Origin of the sequence: Bacillus sp. BP-3 (assembly GCF_028401955.1) — a bacterium.
Lineage (GTDB): Bacteria > Bacillota > Bacilli > Bacillales > Bacillaceae_G > Bacillus_A.
Map to the genome: position 1 here is coordinate 141,549 of NZ_JAQOTJ010000006.1, position 23,584 is coordinate 165,132.

At 33.7% G+C, this 23,584-nt stretch carries 26 protein-coding genes and 2 pseudogenes; 18 read left to right on the top strand and 10 right to left on the bottom strand.

All coding sequences use genetic code 11. The features are described from left to right. The first annotated feature begins 777 nt into the window (after positions 1-777). Positions 778-966: a hypothetical protein gene (locus PLX19_RS12075; protein WP_272188856.1), complete on the top strand. Its 189-nt coding sequence runs from the start codon at positions 778-780 to the stop codon at positions 964-966. 105 nt (positions 967-1,071) lie between these two features. On the opposite strand, the gene PLX19_RS12080 is transcribed toward PLX19_RS12075, so the two are convergent. Beyond that, positions 1,072-1,221 (bottom strand): hypothetical protein, encoded by a 150-nt coding sequence (locus tag PLX19_RS12080; RefSeq protein ID WP_170857772.1) that lies wholly within the window; start codon positions 1,219-1,221, stop codon positions 1,072-1,074. Positions 1,222-1,425: 204 nt separating this feature from the next. Between PLX19_RS12080 and PLX19_RS12085 the strand changes: the two genes are divergently transcribed. Next, entirely contained in the window at positions 1,426-1,554 is a 129-nt protein-coding gene (locus PLX19_RS12085) for a hypothetical protein (RefSeq protein ID WP_272188857.1), read from the top strand. Between the two features lie 425 nt (positions 1,555-1,979). Continuing rightward, complete coding sequence (locus tag PLX19_RS12090; RefSeq protein ID WP_272188858.1) at positions 1,980-2,105, top strand: hypothetical protein; 126 nt, start codon at positions 1,980-1,982, stop codon at positions 2,103-2,105. A 33-nt stretch (positions 2,106-2,138) separates the two neighbouring features. Here PLX19_RS12090 and PLX19_RS12095 read toward each other — a convergent pair whose 3' ends face one another. Beyond that, positions 2,139-2,492 (bottom strand): helix-turn-helix domain-containing protein, encoded by a 354-nt coding sequence (locus tag PLX19_RS12095; protein ID WP_272188860.1) that lies wholly within the window; start codon positions 2,490-2,492, stop codon positions 2,139-2,141. 445 nt (positions 2,493-2,937) lie between these two features. Between PLX19_RS12095 and PLX19_RS12100 the strand changes: the two genes are divergently transcribed. From PLX19_RS12100 to PLX19_RS12120, 5 genes and pseudogenes are all read left to right on the top strand, one after another. Continuing rightward, positions 2,938-3,669 (top strand): antA/AntB antirepressor family protein, encoded by a 732-nt coding sequence (locus tag PLX19_RS12100; RefSeq protein WP_272188861.1) that lies wholly within the window; start codon positions 2,938-2,940, stop codon positions 3,667-3,669. A 391-nt stretch (positions 3,670-4,060) separates the two neighbouring features. Beyond that, positions 4,061-4,273, top strand: coding sequence for a YqaI family protein (locus PLX19_RS12105; RefSeq protein ID WP_272188862.1), 213 nt, complete (start codon positions 4,061-4,063; stop codon positions 4,271-4,273). Between the two features lies 1 nt (position 4,274). Continuing rightward, positions 4,275-4,451, top strand: coding sequence for a hypothetical protein (locus tag PLX19_RS12110; RefSeq protein WP_272188863.1), 177 nt, complete (start codon positions 4,275-4,277; stop codon positions 4,449-4,451). A 171-nt stretch (positions 4,452-4,622) separates the two neighbouring features. Beyond that, a pseudogene (locus PLX19_RS12115) lies at positions 4,623-5,036 on the top strand (replication protein); the annotation flags it as partial. Between the two features lie 112 nt (positions 5,037-5,148). Next, a complete protein-coding gene (locus PLX19_RS12120; protein WP_272188864.1) occupies positions 5,149-5,856 on the top strand; it encodes an IS6 family transposase in 708 nt (235 codons plus the stop codon). 203 nt (positions 5,857-6,059) lie between these two features. On the opposite strand, the gene PLX19_RS12125 is transcribed toward PLX19_RS12120, so the two are convergent. Both PLX19_RS12125 and PLX19_RS12130 read right to left on the bottom strand, forming a co-directional pair. Then, on the bottom strand, positions 6,060-6,968 hold the full coding sequence (locus PLX19_RS12125) for a VanZ family protein (protein ID WP_272188866.1): 909 nt from the start codon (positions 6,966-6,968) through the stop codon (positions 6,060-6,062). A gap of 400 nt (positions 6,969-7,368) precedes the next feature. Beyond that, positions 7,369-8,742 carry an alpha/beta hydrolase family protein gene (locus PLX19_RS12130; protein ID WP_272188868.1) on the bottom strand — a complete coding sequence of 458 codons (1,374 nt, stop codon included), beginning with the start codon at positions 8,740-8,742 and terminating at the stop codon, positions 7,369-7,371. Between the two features lie 499 nt (positions 8,743-9,241). On the opposite strand from PLX19_RS12130, the gene PLX19_RS12135 reads away from it, so the two are divergent. Then, positions 9,242-9,946 carry an Rpn family recombination-promoting nuclease/putative transposase gene (locus tag PLX19_RS12135; protein WP_272189014.1) on the top strand — a complete coding sequence of 235 codons (705 nt, stop codon included), beginning with the start codon at positions 9,242-9,244 and terminating at the stop codon, positions 9,944-9,946. Further along, a complete protein-coding gene (locus tag PLX19_RS12140) occupies positions 9,947-10,141 on the top strand; it encodes a hypothetical protein (RefSeq protein ID WP_272188869.1) in 195 nt (64 codons plus the stop codon). It begins immediately after the preceding gene. Between the two features lie 156 nt (positions 10,142-10,297). On the opposite strand, the gene PLX19_RS12145 is transcribed toward PLX19_RS12140, so the two are convergent. The 5 genes and pseudogenes from PLX19_RS12145 to PLX19_RS12160 form a co-directional block, all read right to left on the bottom strand. Beyond that, positions 10,298-10,510 carry a hypothetical protein gene (locus PLX19_RS12145; RefSeq protein ID WP_272188871.1) on the bottom strand — a complete coding sequence of 71 codons (213 nt, stop codon included), beginning with the start codon at positions 10,508-10,510 and terminating at the stop codon, positions 10,298-10,300. A gap of 204 nt (positions 10,511-10,714) precedes the next feature. After that, on the bottom strand, positions 10,715-11,272 hold the full coding sequence (locus tag PLX19_RS12150) for a hypothetical protein (protein ID WP_442869046.1): 558 nt from the start codon (positions 11,270-11,272) through the stop codon (positions 10,715-10,717). Positions 11,273-11,638: 366 nt separating this feature from the next. After that, positions 11,639-11,803, bottom strand: a pseudogene (locus PLX19_RS26205) (DinB family protein); the annotation flags it as partial. A gap of 193 nt (positions 11,804-11,996) precedes the next feature. Then, positions 11,997-12,842, bottom strand: coding sequence for a hypothetical protein (locus PLX19_RS12155; protein ID WP_272188873.1), 846 nt, complete (start codon positions 12,840-12,842; stop codon positions 11,997-11,999). Positions 12,843-12,907: 65 nt separating this feature from the next. Further along, positions 12,908-13,669, bottom strand: coding sequence for an SDR family NAD(P)-dependent oxidoreductase (locus PLX19_RS12160; protein ID WP_272188874.1), 762 nt, complete (start codon positions 13,667-13,669; stop codon positions 12,908-12,910). A 112-nt stretch (positions 13,670-13,781) separates the two neighbouring features. On the opposite strand from PLX19_RS12160, the gene PLX19_RS12165 reads away from it, so the two are divergent. From PLX19_RS12165 to PLX19_RS12175, 3 genes are all read left to right on the top strand, one after another. Beyond that, entirely contained in the window at positions 13,782-14,144 is a 363-nt protein-coding gene (locus PLX19_RS12165) for a MerR family transcriptional regulator (protein WP_272188875.1), read from the top strand. 572 nt (positions 14,145-14,716) lie between these two features. Further along, positions 14,717-15,859: an MFS transporter gene (locus PLX19_RS12170; RefSeq protein WP_272188876.1), complete on the top strand. Its 1,143-nt coding sequence runs from the start codon at positions 14,717-14,719 to the stop codon at positions 15,857-15,859. Positions 15,860-15,871: 12 nt separating this feature from the next. Further along, on the top strand, positions 15,872-16,843 hold the full coding sequence (locus PLX19_RS12175) for an HD domain-containing protein (RefSeq protein WP_272188877.1): 972 nt from the start codon (positions 15,872-15,874) through the stop codon (positions 16,841-16,843). Between the two features lie 160 nt (positions 16,844-17,003). Here PLX19_RS12175 and PLX19_RS12180 read toward each other — a convergent pair whose 3' ends face one another. Next, positions 17,004-18,929 carry a heavy metal translocating P-type ATPase gene (locus PLX19_RS12180; RefSeq protein ID WP_272188878.1) on the bottom strand — a complete coding sequence of 642 codons (1,926 nt, stop codon included), beginning with the start codon at positions 18,927-18,929 and terminating at the stop codon, positions 17,004-17,006. Between the two features lie 422 nt (positions 18,930-19,351). On the opposite strand from PLX19_RS12180, the gene PLX19_RS12185 reads away from it, so the two are divergent. From PLX19_RS12185 to PLX19_RS12205, 5 genes are all read left to right on the top strand, one after another. Continuing rightward, on the top strand, positions 19,352-19,810 hold the full coding sequence (locus PLX19_RS12185) for a DUF2231 domain-containing protein (protein WP_272188879.1): 459 nt from the start codon (positions 19,352-19,354) through the stop codon (positions 19,808-19,810). Between the two features lie 588 nt (positions 19,811-20,398). Next, positions 20,399-20,827 carry a MarR family winged helix-turn-helix transcriptional regulator gene (locus tag PLX19_RS12190; RefSeq protein ID WP_272188880.1) on the top strand — a complete coding sequence of 143 codons (429 nt, stop codon included), beginning with the start codon at positions 20,399-20,401 and terminating at the stop codon, positions 20,825-20,827. Between the two features lie 34 nt (positions 20,828-20,861). Further along, positions 20,862-21,500, top strand: coding sequence for a nitroreductase family protein (locus PLX19_RS12195; protein ID WP_272188882.1), 639 nt, complete (start codon positions 20,862-20,864; stop codon positions 21,498-21,500). A gap of 89 nt (positions 21,501-21,589) precedes the next feature. Beyond that, positions 21,590-21,889, top strand: a complete 300-nt coding sequence (locus PLX19_RS12200; RefSeq protein ID WP_272188883.1) for a putative quinol monooxygenase — start codon at positions 21,590-21,592, stop codon at positions 21,887-21,889. A gap of 344 nt (positions 21,890-22,233) precedes the next feature. Then, on the top strand, positions 22,234-23,397 hold the full coding sequence (locus PLX19_RS12205) for an iron-containing alcohol dehydrogenase (RefSeq protein ID WP_272188885.1): 1,164 nt from the start codon (positions 22,234-22,236) through the stop codon (positions 23,395-23,397). Positions 23,398-23,584 lie beyond the last annotated feature (187 nt).

Genomic DNA, 23,584 nt, shown 5'->3' on the forward strand with positions numbered 1-23,584 from the left:
ACAACCTCCCAATCTTTAAAAATATAAATGAAGGTATAAAAAATATCTAATTATAAATAATGATATAAATTTAGCTGTATTTTAAAATTTATATCTTATTAATAAAAGAAGTAAAAAGGGATGGAAAATAAAAAAACAGTCTATTTATTTTAATTTGCTAAGGAATTTTATAAATATAAAAGTAGCTTTAGATAAAAAAATAATTTTTATATAAGGATATATAAAAGTGAAAAAGAGAGTGATTTTTTATATGATAGCTATCCATGTATATAGCTATTCATTACAAAGACTCTCTTCTAAATTATTATTTTGGGTTTCTTATGATTAAGAAACAATAAGTTTGTCTATTTTTCTTATCAGACTTTTAATTAAAATAAATTATTCATGAAACTTTTATGTAGCAGAGCATTTTGATAATTAATAGATAGAAATTTTCTAAAAACGAACATTTGTTCTATTTCTATTTTACCACTTTTTTCTTTAAAATGAAAGAGATTTTAGAGTGAACTAGGGGATTTGGAATAAATTTATTTCAAGAAAAAGCTAAGAAACTTAGGTGTATGAAGGAATACTTTTTAGAGAAGCATGAGATGAAGTATTCTAATAATTCCCCAAGTAAATAGTTGTTATTTTATAGACTGATGTAAAGATATACGCTTCCTTTGGTTGCAGAACTAAGAGAATATATAGAAAAAGCAATTATTTCATATAATAATGATGGATGTAAGTTTTGTATGGAGATAAAAGCAGGGGCAGAAAAAATGTATCCCATTTACTATGAAAGATACAATGATACGAAATTTAAGATTGGGTGTAATAGGTGGGATAGGATATTGGAGCTTGATTTGCTATGACCAAATGAAGTTTCTAAATAAAAAAAGACCACAAAGCTTTTTTGAAAAAGATGCCTTGCAGCCTGATGATTTCGTATCTTTCCTAAATGAAATCAATCGTATTTCTTTTTGAATCGACAGCGCGATATAAATACGTCTATTAACCTTATTATTTAATAATAGGAGCAGAAGCTAGTATGTTTGAATTTTGATTAAATGAATAGAAAAAGAGAATTCTCTATTTTTTTTCTTCTATTTTCACTTCTATGTATTCAAAGAAACTTGGTGGTTCATTTAAGGCTTCTTGTTTCAATTTTTCAAGCTCTTTTCGTTGGTTTGGATTTAATTTATCTAGTAGGTTCTTATCATTAGATATTTTTTGGGACAACACACTTCCCTCCTCAGATATTGAAGTTAAATTCATTATACTATATTAAAGTTTTTTTTCTATTTTTTTTAGTTATTCTACTTTCTTTTCACTTAATAGAGTAAGAGCATAATTTATTTAATGATTTGATTGAATATGCGTAGCTATTTTCAATCAAATTATTAAATTAAGCTCAATTAGTGAGGAAAAAGGAGAGAATTTCTAATGGCGGAACCAAAGATGGATCCAGCAGTATTTGCTGTACAAACATGGGTAAATGACAAGTGTCATAAGGTGAAGGGACTTCTTAATTTCACGACAAAAGCAATCTTTCATCTTTCATTTTCCATCTAGCATTGGGCTATCGTTCTGCACGCGTTTGAGGAAAAAATTCGTTCAGATAGAGTGTTAAATTTAATTTTTATATAGAACAATTGTTCTGTTTATGGTAAAATATACATATGGGAGATAGTTGAATATTCGAAGTCAGGCATTGTTAAAAGTTACTTTAACAGTAGTTGCAGAAAGGATTTTCGCTTTTGTTCCAATTACAAAATAAAAACAATCTCAGAAGGTATCAGCACCGATGCAACACATACAAGTCGATTTTGGTTAGATCGAGGGCTGATTTTTTATAAATATATAAAATGAGACTATTTTAATTGATAGTCTCATTCTTACTTTCTATGGAGTGGAAAGAAACCAACCAACCATCTAATTAAGTACTTTTTACCTAGAAAATGAAAAGTTTTATTATTGGCTTGAGGGGGCATATGTTGATGACAAAGGAACAGTTAGCAAAAGCAGCAGTTAAGTTAGGCTTGCAAGTGAATAGAATTACAAAAGCAACTGATATTTTAAAAATATGCCTAGATGAATCCTATAAAGATAAACAAAATACGTAAAAAAGAAGACTTCTTCTATAATAGTCTTCTTTTTTAATTATTCTTTTTCATTTGCATATAATTCACGTACATTTCTAATTGTTCCCAAGCTTTTTTCCGTTCTTCTTCTGGAAGACTCTCGATTATTGCCATTATATTTTTTCCTTCTTCACTTACTATTTTATCTTCTTCTGTAGTAAGTTCTGGGTCTTCTGATCTGCCTAATAAATAGTCTGTAGTTACATTAAAATAATCAGCTATTTTTTCTAAAGTTTCACGACCGGGTGCTTTCATTCCTTTTTCAAATTTAGAAACACTAGCCTTAGTTATTCCTATAGCTGTAGCAAATTGTTCTTGAGTAAGTTTATGTTCAGTTCTTAATAATTTCACACGCTCATTTAATTCCATTTTTTAACCCTCCTCTTTTTACGTATTTACGTAAGTTACTTTTATTATATTGTTTCCTATTAGGAAACGCAAATCCCTGAAAAGTTAACCTCTAGGAAATTTTTTATAAAAAACACTTGAAGTTTCCTACTGGGAAACTTATAATAAGTATATAGACATTAGAAGGGAGTGATTAAGTGCTAAATAACAATAAAAAAACAAAGTTAAAAATAGCTTTTGATAACTCTGATTTCACATACGGAAAATTAGCGGAGATTGTTGGTATATCAAAGAGTTATTGCTATAAAATCATAAATGTTCATAAATATAAAAAAATATTTATTATGGAACGGCAGCTAAAATTGCAAAAGCTTTGAATGAAGATATGTCAGAACTGTTTAATGAACACCAAATTTTTTTTAATCATATAGTTTCCCTTAGGGATACAATGTAAGGAGAGAAGAACATGAATCAATTAAAAGTCGTTGCTAATGAAATGCTTCCAATTTATCAAAATGAGGTAGGAGAAAAGTTCGTAAATGCTAGAGAATTGTATGAGCAACTTTTAGTATCAACTCCATTTCCTAAATGGATTGAAGGAAGAATTGAAGGCTATAGTTTCACTGACAATGAAGACTTTTGGACATATTTTTCCGTAAGCACTGGTGGTAGACCTTTAAAGGAATACATATTCACTTTAGATGCTGGTAAAGAGCTTGCGGTGATTGAGAATAACGAAATAGGAAAAGCAATTCGCAAATATTTCATCGAAATAGAAAAACGTTCTTATCAGCAACAATCCAATTCACCATTACAAGCTTTACAAATCGCTATTAATCAAATGGTGTTACAAGAACAAAAAATAATTCAACTTGAACAACAAGTAACAATTGTGCAGCACCGTATTAATAGCTTAGACACACTCGATACAGATGGTGATTTGCAGCAACGATTAAACAAAATGATTCAGCGTTTTGCTTGGAGCCAAGGCATTAACTTCAATAAAGCTTGGAAAATGTTCAGAAGTGCATTTAACAAAGCATACAGAACGAATTTGAAAACAAAAGTAAATAACTACAAAGAAAAGCATGGTTTAAAACAGCTGACAGTTCCACGGTACTTAGCGCTTACAAACCAATTAGAAGATGCAGTTAGAGTAGCAGATAAGCTTCTGAATAAAGAGAATGAGATAGCATAAGAAAACTACAAAACGTGACTATATAGAAGAACAAATCACTTCATTCCCCATTTTTGGTGAGTGAAGATCTAGAACCTATAAATATCAGTATAAATTGATGTTTATAAGAACACCTTCTTCCGTCGAACGTATTTGCCAAAAAGGCGGGAAATCCTACAAAAATAGACGGGCTCTGTACCTGTCGAAATGATCTAGAACGACATATTGACGCTCTGATGTATGTTGTATTCCCATGCTGTAACACAAAGTTTTCGATCATTACGATGCGTACAGCATCAATAAAACGAGAAAAGCGCCCCGATGCCGCGGGACGCTTTGGAGAATAAAACTCATTTTTTTGATACATCTATTGTATCATGCTTGTTCTCCCAATAAAAGGAGGAAAAGAAGGATGTTAGAAAATGCCATGATTATGCACAACGGTTACGGAATTAAAGACCCGCAAGAGTATGAGCCAGTACCAGTTGAAGATGAATGTGGGATTGAAGTTTTTTGTGGTGATGAAATTCTTGTAGCTCCAAATGGAAGTGTCGTCTTAAAAGAAAATGCAGTTGAGTATTTAACAAATGTTCTTGGCTACACGATTAGAAAGGCGGGAGAATGAGATGTCATTACAAAACAAAATCCAAGCTGAAATTCAAATTTTGATAAACATCATCGAACGTGAGAAGAAAAATCCAGATAAATATACAGCAGCATCATTAGTCGCTTATGAATACGGTTTACAAGCACTCATGGAAGTTTATGAAGCAAGTAAGCAATTAGAAGTAGCACCATTTTAAGGAGGATGCTGGGTACGAATGTGTTACATCAATCCAAAAGATATATAAACATGGTAAACCGTATAAAAATGTGAACCAAAAAATTAGCGGATTGAGTAAGAAGAGAACTTCGGTGTATGCAGGTCAATGTGATGAATTTAGTTACATGTGCGTTAAGAGGAAGGTGGATTAATGGTAGCTTTCAGAGTTAGTAAAAATAAAAACTACACAACAATTAATAATACAGGTCTTCGGGATGAACGCTTAACTTGGAAAGCTAAAGGGATTTTGGTATATATCCTTTCTCTTCCGGATGATTGGGTTTTCTATATGGAAGAAATTTCAAAACATTCTAAAGATGGAATTGCAAGTTTGAAGGCGGGCATGAAGGAACTAAAAGAATGTGGTTATGTTAAACGGTTCCCAATAAAAGGAGAAGACGGAAAAATTCATAAATGGGAAACGATTATTTATGAAGTACCACAAGTCGAAAAACCACAAGTAGAAATTCCACCCATGGAAAACCTACCAGTAGAAAATGAACTGCTACTAAGTACTAATATACCAAGTACTAATAATACTAATTCTGCACAAAAGAAAAGTCTACGTAAAAACGTGAGCGAAAGGGTTCTGGTGCAAAAACTTCAGGACAATTGCAATAAATCTACAAATCTTGGACATATTGATACTACTAATTTAAAGAAGGTGCGTGATTGGTATGGAAAAGGAAAATGTATTCAAATGGAAGCATTATCAACCTGATATTATTTTGTTAACGGTAAGATGGTACCTACGGTACAACCTCAGTTTTCGTGATTTAGTGGAAATGATGGAGGAACGGGGCTTATCCATTTCTCATACAACGATTATGCGTTGGGTTCATCAGTACGGTCCTGAATTGGACAAACGAATCCGACGTCACCTTAAACAAACAAGTGACTCCTGGAGGGTCGATGAAACATATATCAAAGTAAAAGGTCAATGGATGTACCTGTATCGTGCTGTTGATTCGAAAGGAAATACAATCGATTTTTACCTGAGCAAAACAAGGGACCAGAAGGCTGCAAAGCGCTTTTTCAAGAAGGCATTGCAGTCTTTTCATGTTTCAAAACCTCGTGTTATAACAGTCGATAAAAATCCAGCTTATCCTATAGCAATTGAACAGTTGAAAAAAGAAAAAAGTATACCTGGTGGTATGCGACTTAGACAACAAAAGTACTTGAATAACATAGTAGAACAAGATCATCGCTTTATAAAGAAGCGAATTCGTTCTATGCTAGGGTTCAAATGTTTTGACACAGCTACATCCATTCTTTCTGGAGTAGAAACCATGCATATGATTAAAAAAGGACAGGTTGCTTTACGAGATCAGTCTGTCCAAAATCAGAAAGAATTCATCCATCAATTGTTTGGACTTACAGCATAAGATACGATTCCGTTAGGAATCTATGCGCTTTATTATCTTTTATTCTATTTTTGCACCAGAACGAGACGTTATGTTAACCGAATATGAATCTTTATTCATCGCCATTTTCATAGTTTAAAAGGACAACTCGTACCCATTTTTTAAGGATAGAGGGAACAATCATGACGTAAAGTGCAAAACAAGCCCCTTAGAATATTGATTCTTTACTCCCACCAATGTTTCATCTCACTAATTCCAACATCCCACAGCTTAGCGTTTCCGGAAACGCTAATGGTCAGCTTGTTTACCTTGTTAAAAGGCAACTCCCGTAAAGCCACTGCTCCTTGAGAAGCTTGTTCGTTTAATCGATATACTTCTTGTCCATCTACAATTATTTTGGCTTCACCCTTAAAGTCTACATTGTCCGGAATGCCGAAATAAAAATAAAACCAGACATTTTCTTTGTTCCCAAGAATATAGTTGTATGTTTTGGTTGATTTACCTTCACTGCTATACACGTTCATTTTCGGCTCTATTCGCTCACCTGCTACAGTGAAACCTGGGAGGTTCTCAGTCATAGGTGTAGTTCCTGTCATTTCTTTCATAACAGTTAATGTTTGAATAGGGCCTTCTCTTTTTTTGTTGATTTCAGAGACCACCATGACTCCAATTATAAGGACAACAATAGATAGAGCCGAAGCCATGAGCTTTTTATAAGAAATTTTTGAAGAAAATCTAACTCTATAGGCAACATAGCCAATCATTGCACCTAATGTATTGGAAATAACATCATTTACATCAAAGCTACCAAGATATGTTAAAGCCTGAATAGTTTCTAAAACGAGAATCGCTAAAACAAACAAGGATATGAACTTCCCAAATCTGACACGATACAATAAGGGAAATAGTATTCCAAAAGGGATAAAAGCAGCAATGTTTCCAAAATCAACAATCCATGAATAATTTAGTTCTGGAAATTTAAGTGGTACTCCTTCTGGAACAAGGATAAAGGTGTACCGTTCTACACTGGTTACACTATCGAGCCTGTTAAACGCAAAGAACATAAAAAATAAAACTAAAATCGTATAGCATATGGTACCAGCTAAAATGATTTTCCGTGATTTCGTTTCCATAATATCTCCTTAATTTCAACATATTATTTACCACAAATATTATAATACTAAAATATCAGTTTTTTTAAAAAAACCGGGAATATGATAATTCTAGCCAAAATCTAGTTTTATTTATACTAGGAATATATTAATATCATGTATAACTCATACTTTGTTTGATTTATTTGTGTTTACATTGTTTTTTATACACAAATGAAAGCAAATAATTTGAATCGAACGATAAGTTTGCGGCCAAGCTTATCGTTCGATTTTTTTATGGAAAAAATATCGTTCTAGGGTTTCAAAGAGAAAAAATAGAGTACAAATCAGGGAAACTATTTTGTAAAATGATAATAAAATTGTTGGATTTTCAAAAAAGCCTTCACGCAATGATAATTGCATGAAGGCTTTTGATGTTTTCTTATTTTTTTGTCTCGTTGACCCATGTAATAATGTCCTGGATGACGTACTCGGGAACATTTGCAGGGATTTCGTATTCACTAGGGAGACTTAATTCCCCATCACCCTCCGTGAAGAAATGATTCAATTTCGGGTATTCTTTGAACTGAACATTCCTGCGGTTTGAAAGTCTTTCCTTCCATTTTGTATATTCATTTTTTACTGTTACTTGATAATCGCGTGCCCCTTGCAGAATCAGTAAAGGCTCTTTTCGTGATTTTGCCTCCTCAACTGGATGCCACCTAGAAACATCATACATAAAATGAGGCGACCCAAAATTGTAGCCAGCTGGCGGATAGTCAGGATTGAAAGTAGGATCCTGGATAAAAGCGAACTGTCTTTTTAGTTCATCGATTCCTTCCTTTGGCGCCCCAAGGTATTGATTCACATCAATGGCAATGTCAGTCAAAGGGCGTGCAGGTGGTGCGAGTAAGATACTTCCTCGGATAAGTGAGGAAGGTGCTTTGCTCAGTATACGCGGCATTGTGCCAGCTCCTAGGCTATGTCCGAGAATGAAAATATTATTTGGATCAATGCCTTCCTGCTGCGCTGCTGATTTTGCTGCATATATGGCATCATCTGTAGTATCACGGTCTAACGTAACAGGTTCTGCACTCATCTTTAATGCATGTTCTAAGGTACGTTTTTCATAGCGCAACACTGCAATTCCGTTGGATGAAAGGCCCACCGCAAGGTCTCGTAAGATTTTTGTTCCCAAATAGGTAGCATCACGATCATGGATGCCGGCACCATGAACAAGAACAACAACGGGTACCTTTTCACCAGGCTTATGTTTCGGAACCGTTAATGTGGCTGGTAACGGATAAGTAGAATTTCCAATGACGATTTCACGTTCTTGATAGGAAGCAGGTTGATCATAGCTAGGATGCGGGATGGTATAAGATTCCTGGGGCGGTCTTTCCCCAACTTCATCTACTTTCCCGCCAGGTGTGAATTTAATGAGTAGCGGTATGGTAGTTCCTTTAATAGCTCCTGGAATTTCCACCGTCTGATGGACCAAGTTTCGTTCTTTTATTACAGGTGTTCCCATGATTTCTATCCCACTTTGTGTCCACCAGTTTTGTAATGTGTTCGCTGTAAACTTGGATTGGAAAGCAGCAGACGTCAACTGGAGTGCCTCTGCATACTTACCTTGCTGGAGATATTCAAAAAATAATGATGCACGCTCCGTTAAAGAGACTAGTTTCTTTTCTGCAGATTGTTCCTCACGTGTATCTGCGTGAATAGCTGTTGTAAGTGGGAAAGATGAAACGCCTAAAGAAAAGAGTAGGGTAAAGGAAAGTGCTAATTTTTGTATTTTCTTTTTTTTATTCATGTTTTAACCTCCAATATGTGATGGTAAAAAACAGGTATGGTAATTAAGGTTCTGGTGCAAAAACTTCAAAATATCTGCAAATAATCTCCAAAACCTTTTTTCACATGCATATTAACCCCAGAAATAACCTCTCTTCCTTCAAACGATTTTGTAAGTTAATTTGTTTTTAATATAAATGACATATCGTTCTCCCCTTCACTTTATATTTTGATTTTACGAAACAAAACTCTCGTTTTTCTTACTTAATCCTTACAAATCCCTTAAATGTATAAAATTTGTAAAAGAGGTACCGCCAGCGAAACGGAAATAAACCATGCTAAAGATTTTTGAGTCGTTTTAAAACTAATTTAATTTGTGTTGCATCGAAATACTCTTAACGGGACAAAATTCACATCATTTTATGCTGAATTTTGCTTAACATGTTTTTTTTCCAAAATGCTGACGGTACCCCATTTAGTGGTTTTGTTATTATTGGCATTCTATCTAAGAAGGACAAGAGATAAATTTATTAACTTCCGAGAACGGAACAAAAGTAAATGTTGAGATTCAGGCACGGAATACGCAAGATATGATAAAAAGGTCGTTGTATTATTGGTCAAAACTATATACATCTCAAATTGAAAAAGGCATGCCATATCGTGCTCTTCGTAAAACCATTGCCATTAACATATTAGATTTTTGTTTATTCCCTCATTTTGAGGATATTCAAACAACAGGTCAATTATGGAGCCGACAGCAACGGCGAGTGTTACTGGATGATTTAGAGATTCATTTTATCGAAATTCCTAAGTTGCTCCAGCAATGGAGAGAAGAAAAAATCAATCCGTGGGATAATAAATTTGCTCGTTGGTTATTACTTTTACCAGCACATGAGGATGAACATTTAACCCACACACTGGAGGAGATCGCTATGAATCAAGATCCAATATTACAGAAAGCGCTCAATAAATGGGAAGATATGAGTCAAAATAGTTCTTTCAGATTACAGTATGAGGCTAGGGAAAAGGTTTTATTTGATGAACAGGCAAAATTAGCTCACGCTCGAGAAGAAGGCTTAGAGGAAGGCTTCAAAAAAGGAAAAATGCAGATGATTCAAGGGATGCATGAATTAGGTGTTCCAATTGAAACAATTGCAAAAGCAAGTAAATTAGGCGTTAAAGAAGTAGAAATTATTTTAGAACAACTTACAAAAGAGAATGAATAAATGAAAAGATATGACGCAAGGGAAAAGACATTAATGGATGAGGCTGCTGGAATTGCTCATGCACTAAATAAAGGGCGTGAACAAGGTAAAATGCAACTCATTCAGGGGATATATAAGAATGGTGTATCTGTACAGGATATTGCAAAGATGACTGGATTATCAGAGGCAGAAATACAACGATTCTTACAGAGTTAATTTTTAGAGATGCTGTCTCATTTATGAAACAACATATAGTTCCTATTTGGAAGTATGGTAAAATACAAATTAGGCAATAGGCTGAGAAATCAAGTGGTAATAAGTTAGGTAAAAGGACTCATGAATTGAGTCCTTTTATTTTTAAGATTTAACTTTTCATTCCTCAAAATTCTCTTTATCTGATTCATTCGTGAAGCCTTCAGGCCAAATTCTCTCTTTGATCTCTAAGAACTCTTTATCTTTTTTAAGAATTTCTTTGAATTCCATAAATAATGAATCTAAATCTAATTGAGGTACAGCCGAGATACGTGTATATCTCGGTTGTACCTCTATATGATGATGGTGTGCTACCCCAAGAAATGAAATCATTAGCAACTCTTCCAATAAGGGGTACCACTACATGTCCATCAAGCTAATATTTTAGAGTATCCCCAAAACGAAAATTGTATCTCTTCATAGTTGTTCATGAAAATCCAGTTCATTTTTTCATTTTGGGGAACAATTAGTCTCTTAAGTTGATTGGCATGTATGGTGATCCCATTTACTAAATATATAATTGTGCTCTTTTTATTTCTAATTTGATTTTACGGTAGCCGATGAGGCTTCGTCATTCCATATTCTTTCCCCATCACCCATAGAGCTACTTAAATTATAAAGAGCTCCTGTATTTGCTAGTCCAATCGCTCGACCTTTCCCATCAAAATCTTCATATATAATTGTATAATCTCCATGGGCATGTGTACGAACAGAAGAAATAGAATCATTAGAATCCCCAGTGAAATTAAAAATCTTCACAGGATTTTTACTTGCAGGTATATTAATAGTAGCCCCGTTACCATCAGCATCTTTATAAAAAGTCGAATGTATGGACGCTCTATTTACCACTAAGCTACTATTATTCGGGTTTTTTCGATTAACAGGATGTTCTTTTAAGTAGTCTTCAAAATCAGCTTTGTTTTTAAAATCAATTGACATTTGTGGTCCAATTATTCCTTTAATCATTACTTGATAAGGTGCAACAGATTTTGGTAGAGAAGCTGCGGAGGCCTCTGAATTAGATACACCTAGCACTAGAGTTCCAGCTAATAATGCTGTAGAAAGTACGCCAACTATACGTTTCAATATTAACACTCCTTTAAGGTTTATAATACATATTCTATATGTAACATCATAATCTTTAGAAGTAGTGATATTAAATTCACCTAGTTACATTTTAGAAAGTTTCTTTGTCTACAAGGGGTCACCATATCAAAAAAAGAAAATTGTACGTTTAGACACATTTGTCCAGAAAACTTTATGTTTATGAACAGAGGATAAAATTCAATAATATCAACGTTTTCTAGCTATAATCGTGTTCATAAAGTGTGTAAACAAATCAATGTTCAATTAAACTTAGATTTTTATCTTTCTGAACATGTATTAAACATTAAAGAACGCTGTAATGATAAAGGTTTGTAGTCCTTAGCGTACAATTTTCCCATAATGATATAGTGACCCCCAATAGGTCATGTGTTTCACTAATTGATAAATAGAATAAGGCAGTTCCTCTCTGTGTTTTCCCGCAAGAGTCACGTCTATATCCGACAAAGCATTTTTGGTGGGAAGATGTCCTCGTTCTCCCCTTAACGATTTTACTCATGCCTCGCTAAACGCTTTATTTGATTACTCCATAATAATCGACTCACATCCTGTTTTATTTTCTAATTTGTTCATTTTATTGTTCCGTTTCTTTTATGAACATTACGAGAAAAAATATCAAGAATCATCGGCTTCTTAACTTACAGTTTTTTTGTTCGTATCAAGCCTATAGCCTTTTTCTTTTATCTATCACATAAGAAAAAGGCTATTTTTTAAATTATTCTACTATTTGAAATGGATTTGTTTGAGTTACTTTCATCATTTTCATACGAGCAAATCGCTCATCTAAATTATTTTCAAGTACCCATTCATGATGTGTTTCTGCAATCATTGGTTTATTCTCAGCAGAAATACCTTCCCATTCAAAATCTACAGAAACATGTATTGTGTTATCCGTATTTTCTGTAATTGAAAGATTTTTCGGATAATGTCCGCTTTGTTTCACCTGACTCGAAGCAGTTGCTAACCATTCATTAAATCCTTTTAGTGTATCGATTTTAGAACCTGTACTTAAATTCAATTCAAATTGTTCTGCTAGTAGTTCTTTGAATTTGTCACCGTTCACAGATGCTGTTTCCATTAAATATAACCAATAATGCATAAATGATTTTGCTCTATTTTCTGCATAGGCAGATGTAAATTGTGGATTTTCTACAGTACCGATTGGCTCTAAATGAACCTTTGTAAAAAGAGGTAAGTCGTTTTCTCTAAGTTTCAGGCTTGTTGAATAATGAATTTTGTAGCTGTATCTACTATCATCTGGGCGTATATTTTGATAAAGAATATCCGCTTCTAATGAAAGTTCTTCATCGTTCAACTGTTTGATTGATGTGTTTTCAACATGATGCGCATTTTGCCATCCTTCAAACATTCTTAATCTATCTTCTATACCCATTTTACCTTTCGACGTTCCAGCTTGTGATGAAATTTCGATTTCTTCCGCTAAAATATCTAACTGATTGTTAATACGTGCTTTGTTAAGTGGGACTTCATATACTTGATACCAACGATAGTATTGTGTTAATGCTAAATGATTATTTTGAATGTCTTCAAATTTTTTCATGTTTTTTACGCTCCTTTAGGATCGAAATTGATTATGATCTAAAACTTCAATTTGGGTACATAAAATTATTTTCTTGTTCTCGTCACATACGGAAAAATCGGATCTCTTAATTGGAACTCATACGTTTCTCCATTCACAATGCCAACAACTTTTTCGCTATCATAAAGTTCTAACATAAATCCAGCCATTTCTTTTGCAGTATGAAATTTAGGAATTACACCCTCATATTGGAATTCATCTGTATCCAAAGAACGTTTAGCAAATTCCGTTTCAGTTGCAGCAGGAGCTAAAACTTTCACTTGCATGGCCGCTCCTTTTTCTTTCAATTCTTGTGCTAGACCTTCTGTAAAGGCACTTACATAGAACTTTGACGCGCAGTAGGTCACAGAATCGGCAATGATCAAGTATCCGCCTCCTGATGAAATATTGATGAGTTTCGTTCCTTCAACCTCTGCATAATCTCGTACATAAAGAGTGGACAGAATCGTTAAAGCTTCAATATTTAAGTGAATCATCGTCTCGATTTTATTTAAATTTTGTTCCCCCACAGAAGCAAAGTTTCCAAACCCGGCATTGTTAATCCAAGTCTCAATCTGATAATTCCGCAGACTTTCGTAAAATTCATAAGCATTCGCTTTAACAGATAAATCAACAGTTCGAATGACAACATCTAGGTCTGGGTTCATTTCTGCCATTTTTGATTTTAACTTTTCCAATTCTTCCGTTCTGCGGGCTGCTAAGATTAAGTTTTTTCCGCGAGCCGCAAAGGCAAGGGCTGTTTCATACCCAATTCCTGAACTGGCCCCCGTAATAACTGTATATTTCATATAAATTCCTCCTGAATTTTATTCAATTAATTTTATTGTGAAAGAACAATGAGTTGATTATACTGATTAGAGTAAACTCTAAGTCAAGAGAAAATTAATGTGGAGGTTTCTTATGCACACGATTGGTGAAGTGGCTAAAATGTTAGGAATAAGCACACACACATTGCGGTATTACGAAAAAGAAAAAATTATAATTCCCGTTCGTGATACTAGAGGAGACAGACAATATAATGATTTACATATTAAATGGCTGCAATTTGTTATCAAGTTAAAAGAAACACAAATGCCTATTGCGAAAATAAAGGAGTATGCTTCATTAGTTTTAGAAGGAGACCATACCACAACAGAGCGATTAAGGCTTTTAGAAGAACATAAACACTCTATTAAGGAACAAATCAGAACGTTAAAAGCTGCGGACGAGATGCTTGAACATAAAATTGCCGCTTACAAAGATTTCATAAGTAAACGAGATTAGATACGGGTTCTATAAAAGGAATCATCACGTGGCAATAGAGAAAAAGGGGATACCATCACTTAGGGAATCAATTCATTTTTTATAACTATTTCGAACTTCATTTATCTCTACTTGGTTGGGAGCATATTACTTTGACAGGTGATTATGTTTGGAACTTAAATCAAAAAACAAATTTCGATAATTTAAGACCATTACGAGACAAAAACTCCATCAAAAAGCAGTAAACTAATTAACTGGTTCCTTAATGTACAGGGAATTGGTTGATTTTTTTCTAAATTGTGTCTAAACGTACAATTTTCTTTTTTTAATATGGTGCCCCCTACAATGCTATTGAATTAAAGAGGAAGCTTAGTTTAAGTACAAAAGTGCTCTGCATTTGAGAAAGCAAACAGAAAAATAACTTGATTGACGATATTAAAGTTAAGTGTTAAATTTATTGATGTAATTTTAAATTGAATAAGGGCAACATGGCTATGGACGTCATGTTGGCGAATTAACATAAAATATGTTTTAATGCAGAGCCTCCTAATTCTTAGGAGCTCTGCATTTTTTTTACTTTTGGAGGGGATTAGATGGATAATAGAATTTACCTACTTACGATTATTACCTTTGTTGTAGGTCTAGCTGAATTAATTATTGGGGGGATACTTCCTCTTATTGCCGAAGATTTAGATGTTTCGTATGGTCAAGTTGGAATGTTAATCTCAATGTTTTCTTTAAGTTTTGCGATATCAGGTCCCATTTTATTATCTTTGACATCTAAGATAGAAAGAAAAAGGTTATTTCTAATTGTTTTACTCATCTTCTTTTTGTCTAATTTAATAATAGTTTTGAGTGATGGATATATTTTTCTTATGGTAGCAAGAATATTATCAGCCATGTGTGCAGCGCTACTTATTTCATTGTGTGTCACAATAGCTTCCCAAATAAGTGATGAGGCGTATAGAGCTAGAGCGATTGGATTTATATTAATGGGAGTTAGTGCTTCCCTAGTTTTGGGTGTTCCATTTAGTTTATGGTTAGGGAACGAATTAGGCTGGAGGGCCCCATTTTTGTTTATTGCAATTTTGACATTAATACTTATTTTAGTAGTATTTATCGCCTTGGGGAGAATTGAGCCCAAAAAGAGAATACCCTTGAAAGAACAGGTAAAGGCTTTGAAGAATAGAAGAATTATCCTTATTCAGTTGACCTCTATTATTTTTTTTGCAGGTCACATGACTCTATATGCTTATTTAACACCATTTCTTCAATCAATTTTGAATTTGACAGAGAATTCACTTAGTCTTATGTATTTTATTATTGGATTAGTCGCCATGTTCGGAAGTTTGTTGGGTGGGTTTCTTACTGATCGTGTTGGTGCAAACCGAACTATTATTTTGGTACTGTCTCTTTTTACGATAACTATTATTACACTTCCGTTTTTAAGATTTTCTATCGTGTTGTTAATTGGGGCAATGTTGTTATGGAGCTTATTAAGCTGGTCGCTTCAACCTGCAATTCAAAGCTATTTAGTTTCTTCTGCACCGACTACATCTGATATACAACAAAGTTTAAATAATTCTGGTGTTCATATTGGAATGGCTATAGGCTCTACAATTGGTGGAACTATAATTGATTTATATTATGTTGAATTAAACGCAATAATTGGTGGTGCAATTACTTGTCTCGCACTGTTAATTACATTTATGGCTTTTAAATTTCAAAGAAATTAAGGAGATGTATAGATGCTTATTAAAGATAATATTTATGGTCAATTTATTATTAACGATAAAGTCTTAGAAAAATTGATTATGAGTGAGCCGATTCAGCGATTAAAAGGGATTCATCAAGGGGGAGCAAATTATTTAGTTAACGAAAAATGGAATATTACACGCTTTGAACACTCAATTGGTGTAATGCTATTAATTCGTAAACTTGGAGGTTCTTTAGAAGAACAGATCGCAGGGTTGCTACATGATGTTTCTCATACTACATTTTCTCATGTAGTGGACTATGTCTTTGAGAACGGATTTGAAGATTATCACGAAAATATATATAAGGATGTAGTGGATAATTCCGAAATACCCAATATTCTTTCTGACTTTAATTATAATTACAGTGAAATTACTGACGATTCTAACTGGCCAATATTAGAACAGCCTGCCCCAGCTTTATGCGCTGATCGCATTGACTACACACTTCGTGATATGTATGAGTATGGTTATATATCTTTAAACGACATTCGAAATTTTCTGGACAATCTGATAGTATTTAAAGGTGAAATTCACCTTAGAGATATAGAGATAGCAGAGTGGTTTGTTGAAACTTACTATAAAGAGGTCATTGACTTCTTTATGAATCCATTGTGTATTTATGCTAATTATATGCTGGCTGAATGTTTAAAAAAAGCTTTCGACAAAGGCGAAATCACAAAAACAGATTTTCTTAGAACAGATAATGAATTATTAAATAAAATATACAGAACAAAAGATGCTGAGCTCATAAATATCTTAGAAAAAATTCATCCAAAGGTACAATTACGTATTGATCAAAAAGACTATGATATCTTTCAAAAAAATAAAGTACGTATAATAAATCCATTAATTCTGAAAGATGGGATATCTAGTTTCTCTTCAGATTTGTCTGTAAATGTGAGAGGAATGACTAATCAAGCTCATCGCATTGCTACAAAAGGAATATATCTTAAAATTTATTAATCTATAATTGATAATGCTGCATAAGTACGGTACTCATTTTATTATTGCTATTCAACTAAAGGTACGTTTGTTAAATAAAGGGGTCACCATACATGACCATCAACTTAAGAAGTTTTGTTACTCCAAAGTACAAAATAACGGGTTCCCAATGGGAACCCGTCTAATTATTTTCTTTTAATAATCGCAATCCATTTAAAATAACAAGAATTGTGCTTCCCTCATGACCGATAACGCCAAATGGGAGAGCTAAAAATTGTAAGAAATTCGAACAAATTAACATTGCAATTACTGTTAGTGAAAAGATAACGTTTTGTTTTACAATACGATTCATTCGTTTTGATAAACGAATTGCTTGAGAAAGGCGAGAGAGTTCGTTTTTCATAAGAACAATGTCAGCTGTTTCTAAGGCAACATCTGTTCCTTCCCCCATAGCAACACCGATACTTGCTGTAGCAAGTGCTGGAGCATCGTTAATTCCGTCACCAACCATAGCAACTACACCATATTTTTCTTTTAGTTGTTTTACTGTTTCTACCTTTGTTTCCGGTAAACATGATGCATAGAATTCTTTTATATTACTTTCAGAGGCAATTGCTTTTGCTGTTTGTTCATTATCACCAGTAATCATAATCGCTTCTACACCAAGGTTTTGTAAGTCACGAATTGCGGCAATTGTTTCTTGACGTAATGTATCTTTCAATGCGATTAGACCAAGAACTCCCTCTTCGTCACTAATATACACGACTGTTTTTCCTTCTTGTTCAAGTGTAGTAGCAATGCCATTATGGAACAAATTCGCTTCTTCACCAATAAAATCAGCTTTTCCAATTTTATAAGCTTTATTTTCAAGTGTCCCTTTTAAGCCGAATCCAGTTACATCTTCAACATTTTCTGGTTTTGTTAATTCAATATCGTATGCGTGTTTGGCATGTTTAACAATTGCTTCTGCTAACGGGTGTGTTGAATGGCTTTCGATGGAGGCTATAATAGATAATACTTCTTTTTTTGCCATACCATTTCTCACATATACATCTGTTACAGATGGCTTTCCTTGTGTTAATGTACCTGTTTTATCAAAAGCAATTGCTTTTACGGAAGCAAGTCGCTCTAAATGAATGCCCCCTTTAAATAAAATACCATGTCGTGCCCCGTTAGAAATAGCAGCTAGCGTAGCTGGTGTAATCGATGCTACAAGTGCACAAGGAGATGCAACAACGAGTAAAATCATAGCTCTATAAAATGTTTCATTCCAACTCCAATGTAATAAAAAGTGTGGAACAAACATCATAAGAGCAACAACCATAAGCACGCCTTTTACATATGTTCCTTCGAACTTTTCAATAAAGAGCTGTGATGGTGATTTTTCGCTTTGAGCACTTTGTACAAGACGAATAATTTTTTGGAACAACGTTTGATCACTGCGCTTCGTAATTTTCACTTCAATTGCACCGCGTAAATTCACAGTTCCAGCAAATACTTCATCACCTATTGTTTTGCTATTTGGGATAGGTTCTCCTGTAATCGCAGCCTCATCAATATTTGTTTCACCAACATGGATAATACCATCAGCAGGTAAACGTTCACCTGGTTTAATTAAAATAATGTCATCAATTTGTAATTGATCTACTGGAATTCGTTCTTCCATTCCATTCGAAATACGTAAAGCTTCTTCAGGTTGTAAATCTAACAATGCTGAAATTTCTTTTTGGCTTTTACTTAGTGTATAAGTCTCCATCGCACCACTTAATGCAAAAATAAATATTAAAATTGCACCTTCTGCCCAGTAACCAATAATAGCAGCACCAATAGCAGCAAAAATCATGAGCATCTCAACGTTTAAATCTTTTTCCTCAATCGTATCTGTAATACCTTCTTTAGCTTTTACGTAACCTCCAGTGAGATATGCGAGAATATAAAAGATAATCCCAGCTGTTGTTACTTCGTTTTTTGTTAAGATCCAACCAGCTAAAATGAAAATACCAGATAGAATAGCAAGGATCAGTTCATGGTGCTTTTCCCACATTTGCCCCCAAGTTGAATGAGAAATATTGTTATCTGTCGATAATGTTTTCCCTTCTGTATTCATCTTTATTCGCTCCTTTGTCATTTTTGTTGAGAAGAAGAATCAAAATCGAAATCCTTATAAAACGACGAAAGCTGCCATCCATATGGATAGCAGCTTTTTAAATAATCACACTATGTGTGGTTATTTGTTTTATAGTTATTCTTTATTACTATAGCATAGATTACTCTCGTTTGTAGTATTTTTCACACAGAAATCAAATGTTAAATATAAGAAACTTATTGGTTATTCATTTTGAGATAAGAACAACACACCACCGTACGATAACAGAAATAAATAGCTTCAAATCAATAAAAATACACTATTTTATCACAAAAACATCCTAAATCTTGTTACAAAACTTTATCTTGATGACAAAGTTAATGTATTTTTAAAGAAGTTTTAAAAATGGAGTAGTAAAATTACCAATATATATCTTGTTTAGAATGTTTGAAGAGCTGATTTCTCATATTCATCCTATTATGTTGCATTTCCCTATTGTATTAATTATTATGGCTACATGTTATGACTTATTTTGGATTATAACAAAACGGGAGCTTTCGCCGAAACAAGGTTTTTGGCTGTGGACCCTAGCTTTTATTTTTGCTTGGATTGCGGTTGGTACTGGTCCAGAAGACGATGTCGGAGGAAATACAAATATATTCGAGTATCATGAAAGTTTGGCGGACCTTACTACGGTACTAACCTTTCTTGTAGTTGCTTTCCGTACTCTTTTTCTTTTTAAAAAGAAGATATTTCAAAAATCTACACTGATTGTGTATTGTTTATTTTCATTAATATGTTCTGGCGCCATCCTTTCTGTGGGATATTTCGGCGGAAAAATGGTTTATGACCAGGGCGTAGGCGTAAAAGTAAATAATAAATATGTAAATCCCCCAAAATAAAAAATGCACTTTTTTATTTTATAAAAGATCCTAAAAGAAAAAAATAAAGTAGGGATCTTTTATAAATATTTGTTTAGCATGACTTTTTCAAAAATGTCATTTTGATAAGTTGAAAATACAATTTTCTCACTTTGTACAGCTGATGGATTAGTAATAAGATGTACTCGACTACTTCTCATCTTTTCTTTTCCTTGCAGCTCCGTTTTGTACGGGGCTGATTTTTTTATAAAGAAACAGCACTCATTGGAGTGCTAAAAATTAGTTATTTATCGAATTATTTTTTAAAACTTATTTTACCTTAAAAACTTTGATTTTAATTTCATTAGAGTAGTAACTTATTAGCAGTTTGGTTAAATGTTATCAAGCTTCATTATTGTTACGGTGCAAATAGCCACTAACGTAGGCTTAGTAAAATCGACTTTTATAAGCGGCTTCAAAAAGAAGGAATCGTTGCTGTACCCCAATTGGGGATAAAAACAAAATTATTGCTTTTCAAGTACATCTCTCGTAATATAATTGATATATCAACAATTGACGGATCAATAATTGATATATCAATTATATTAACAACCTAAAAGGAGGGGTAATTTGACCTATTCATGTTCAAAGGGAGCGGTTATTTTATATAAACTACATTTTCTCAATAAAGACATCAGTTCGAAATTTGAAGGTTGTACAGGGATTAGTCAGTCTAGACTTGAACTTTTACATCAACTTTATCAAGTAGATGAAATAAGTCAAAAAGAACTTCAAAAAGAAGTCAACATTGACAATGCAGCAATTACCCGGCATTTAAAGCAACTTGAAGCTAGCGAAATGATTACAAGGCGTAAAAGTCCGAATGATAATCGGGTAACTCTTGTTAGTTTAACAAATACTGGTCGGAATAAAATTCATTCCTTTCAAGAGGAAAAAGAGCGATTTGCCGCTTCTGTGTTAAAGGATTTTAACGAAGAAGAACGAGATGAACTTCTAAATATGTTAAATCGCATTCAAAAAAATATAACGGAATTCTAATGTAACCATTAGACAGAAAAAGGAGAAACTCTCTATGATTAACACACAAAAAACAAATAATTTTACAGAAATTATGACAGGCCGTCGTTCTATTCGAAAGTATGATCCTACTGTGAAAATTAGTAAAGAAGAAATGACAGAGATCCTTACAGAAGCAACACTTGCACCATCTTCTGTAAATATGCAACCATGGCGCTTCTTAGTAATTGATAGTGCTGAAGGAAAAGCAAGGCTTGCGCCACTTGCTAAATTTAATCAACTTCAAGTAGAAACATCAGCAGCAATGATTGCTGTTTTTGGTGATTTGAATAATTTCGAAAATGCTGAAGAAATTTACGGAAAAGCAGTTGAACTTGGATATATGCCTTCAGAAGTAAAAGAAAGTCAAATGGAGAAGCTTACAGCTTATTTTTCAACTGTTTCTTCAGAAGTAATGAAAGACACAGTTTTAATTGATGGTGGTCTTGCAGCGATGCAACTTATGCTTACAGCTCGTGCTCACGGATACGATACATGCCCAATTGGTGGATATGAAAAAGATAAAATTGCAGAAGCGTTTGGTTTAGATAAAAATCGTTATGTACCAGTTATGTTAATTTCAATTGGGAAAGCAGCTGACAGTGGCTACAAATCAGTTCGCCTTCCAATTGATAAAATTGCTCAGTGGAAGTAATTGTAGAAGATCACAAGGATTCATCATTTGCGTGATTGATTTTTTTCATAGATACAAATACAAGTAGAAAAGTGGGAGGAAACCGTACCATGATTATTATCCATGCTAGATTTCATGTAGATTCAGCAAAACAACAAGCGTTTTTAAATGAGATTCACTCGCTAATTAGTGATTCAAGAAAAGAAAATGGAAATGTATCTTATGATTTGTACAAGGATACCGAAAAAGAGGATGTCTATACAATGGTAGAGTTGTGGAAAAATACAGAAGCAGTTGCTAACCACAATAAGAGTAAGCATTTCACTTCTTTCGTTGACAAAGCAAATCAATTTTTAACTGCACCATTAGATATAACAGCTTTTGATGGTCAACCACTACAAGGGAAATAAAAATTAGAGAATCGAATTTATAATACCCCTATAACACTACTATATAAATGTAAGCTGAAAAGACGATATAAAATCTCTTTTTTTAGGAGAGAAAGAGAGCATTAGGCCGTGCATAGAAGCGGTCAGAACCTTTTCCTGTCACATGTGAGGTTCAAAAAGAAAATTCGCAATGTTACATCTATTTAGGGGATGTACAGTTTAATATCATAATTAGGGGCATGGGAACCAAAAGTAAAATACGGGACAATATGCAAGTAAACTCCAATTAGAAACAGAATGAGAAGAATAGAAAATTACAGTTAGCGTACTTAAATTCAAAATTTTAACAGGGAAGGAAGAGGAGAATGCAGAATTTTATGTTTTACAATCCAACAAAGCTAATTTTCGGAAAAGGTCAATTAGAACAATTGAAAACAGAGGTACCTCAATATGGGAAAAAGGTTTTACTCGTATATGGTGGTGGGAGTATTAAAAGAAATGGAATTTACGATAACGTAATATCGATGTTACAAGAGATAGACTCAGAAATTTTCGAATTAGGTGGTGTGGAATCTAACCCGCGTTTATCAAGGGTAAATAAAGGAATTCAAATCTGTAAAGAAAATAATATTGAGTTTATATTAGCTGTTGGAGGCGGAAGTACAATAGATTGTACAAAAGCAATTGCAGCTGGTAGTAGATATGATGGCGATGCATGGGATCTTGTTACAAAAAAAGTTATTGCAAAAGAAGCATTGCCTTTTGGAACCGTGTTAACTCTTGCAGCAACCGGTTCTGAAATGAATGCAGGCTCTGTTATTACAAATTGGGAAACAAATGAGAAGTATGGATGGGGGAGTTCAGTAACATTCCCGCAATTTTCTATTTTAGATCCAAACCATACAATATCTGTGCCGCGAGATCAAACAATTTATGGTATTGTTGACATTATGTCGCATGTACTAGAACAATATTTTCATCAAGGTACAAATACAGTACTGCAAGATCGATACTGTGAGTCTATTTTACAAACTGTTATTGAAACAGCTCCAAAGTTGCTACGTGATTTAGAAAGTTATGAGCATCGTGAAACAATTTTATATTGCGGTACAATGGCGTTAAATGGTATTTTGGCGATGGGCGTACGTGGAGACTGGGCAACGCATAATATTGAGCATGCAGTTTCGGCAGTGTATGATATTCCACATGGTGGTGGTTTAGCAATTTTATTCCCAAATTGGATGAAACATGTTTTGCATGAAAATGTAGATCGGTTTAAACAATTTGCGGTTCGAGTATTTCATGTTCAAACAGAAGATAAAACTGATGTTGATATAGCATTAGAAGGAATTGAAGCATTACGCCAATTTTGGATATCTCTCGGAGCACCAGCTTGCCTAGCAGATTATAGAATTGGTGAAGAACAAATTGATGTTATGGCAGAAAAGGCAATGGCATATGGTGAGTTTGGACAGTTTAAAAAATTAAATAAACAAGATGTTGTAGAAATTTATCAAGCATCATTATAAACAAAAACATTTCTTTTTAGGATGATGCTGACAAAGTAGAGAGCGATAACATATTTTGTGTTATCGCTCTCTTTCCTTGTTTAAGTTGAAATTTTTAAGGGGGTGACATTAGTAAAGGGGCATGGTAACATCACAATCAAGTTAAGAAAGTTTTTGTTCTCCAAAACGAAAAAACGAACTAAATCAT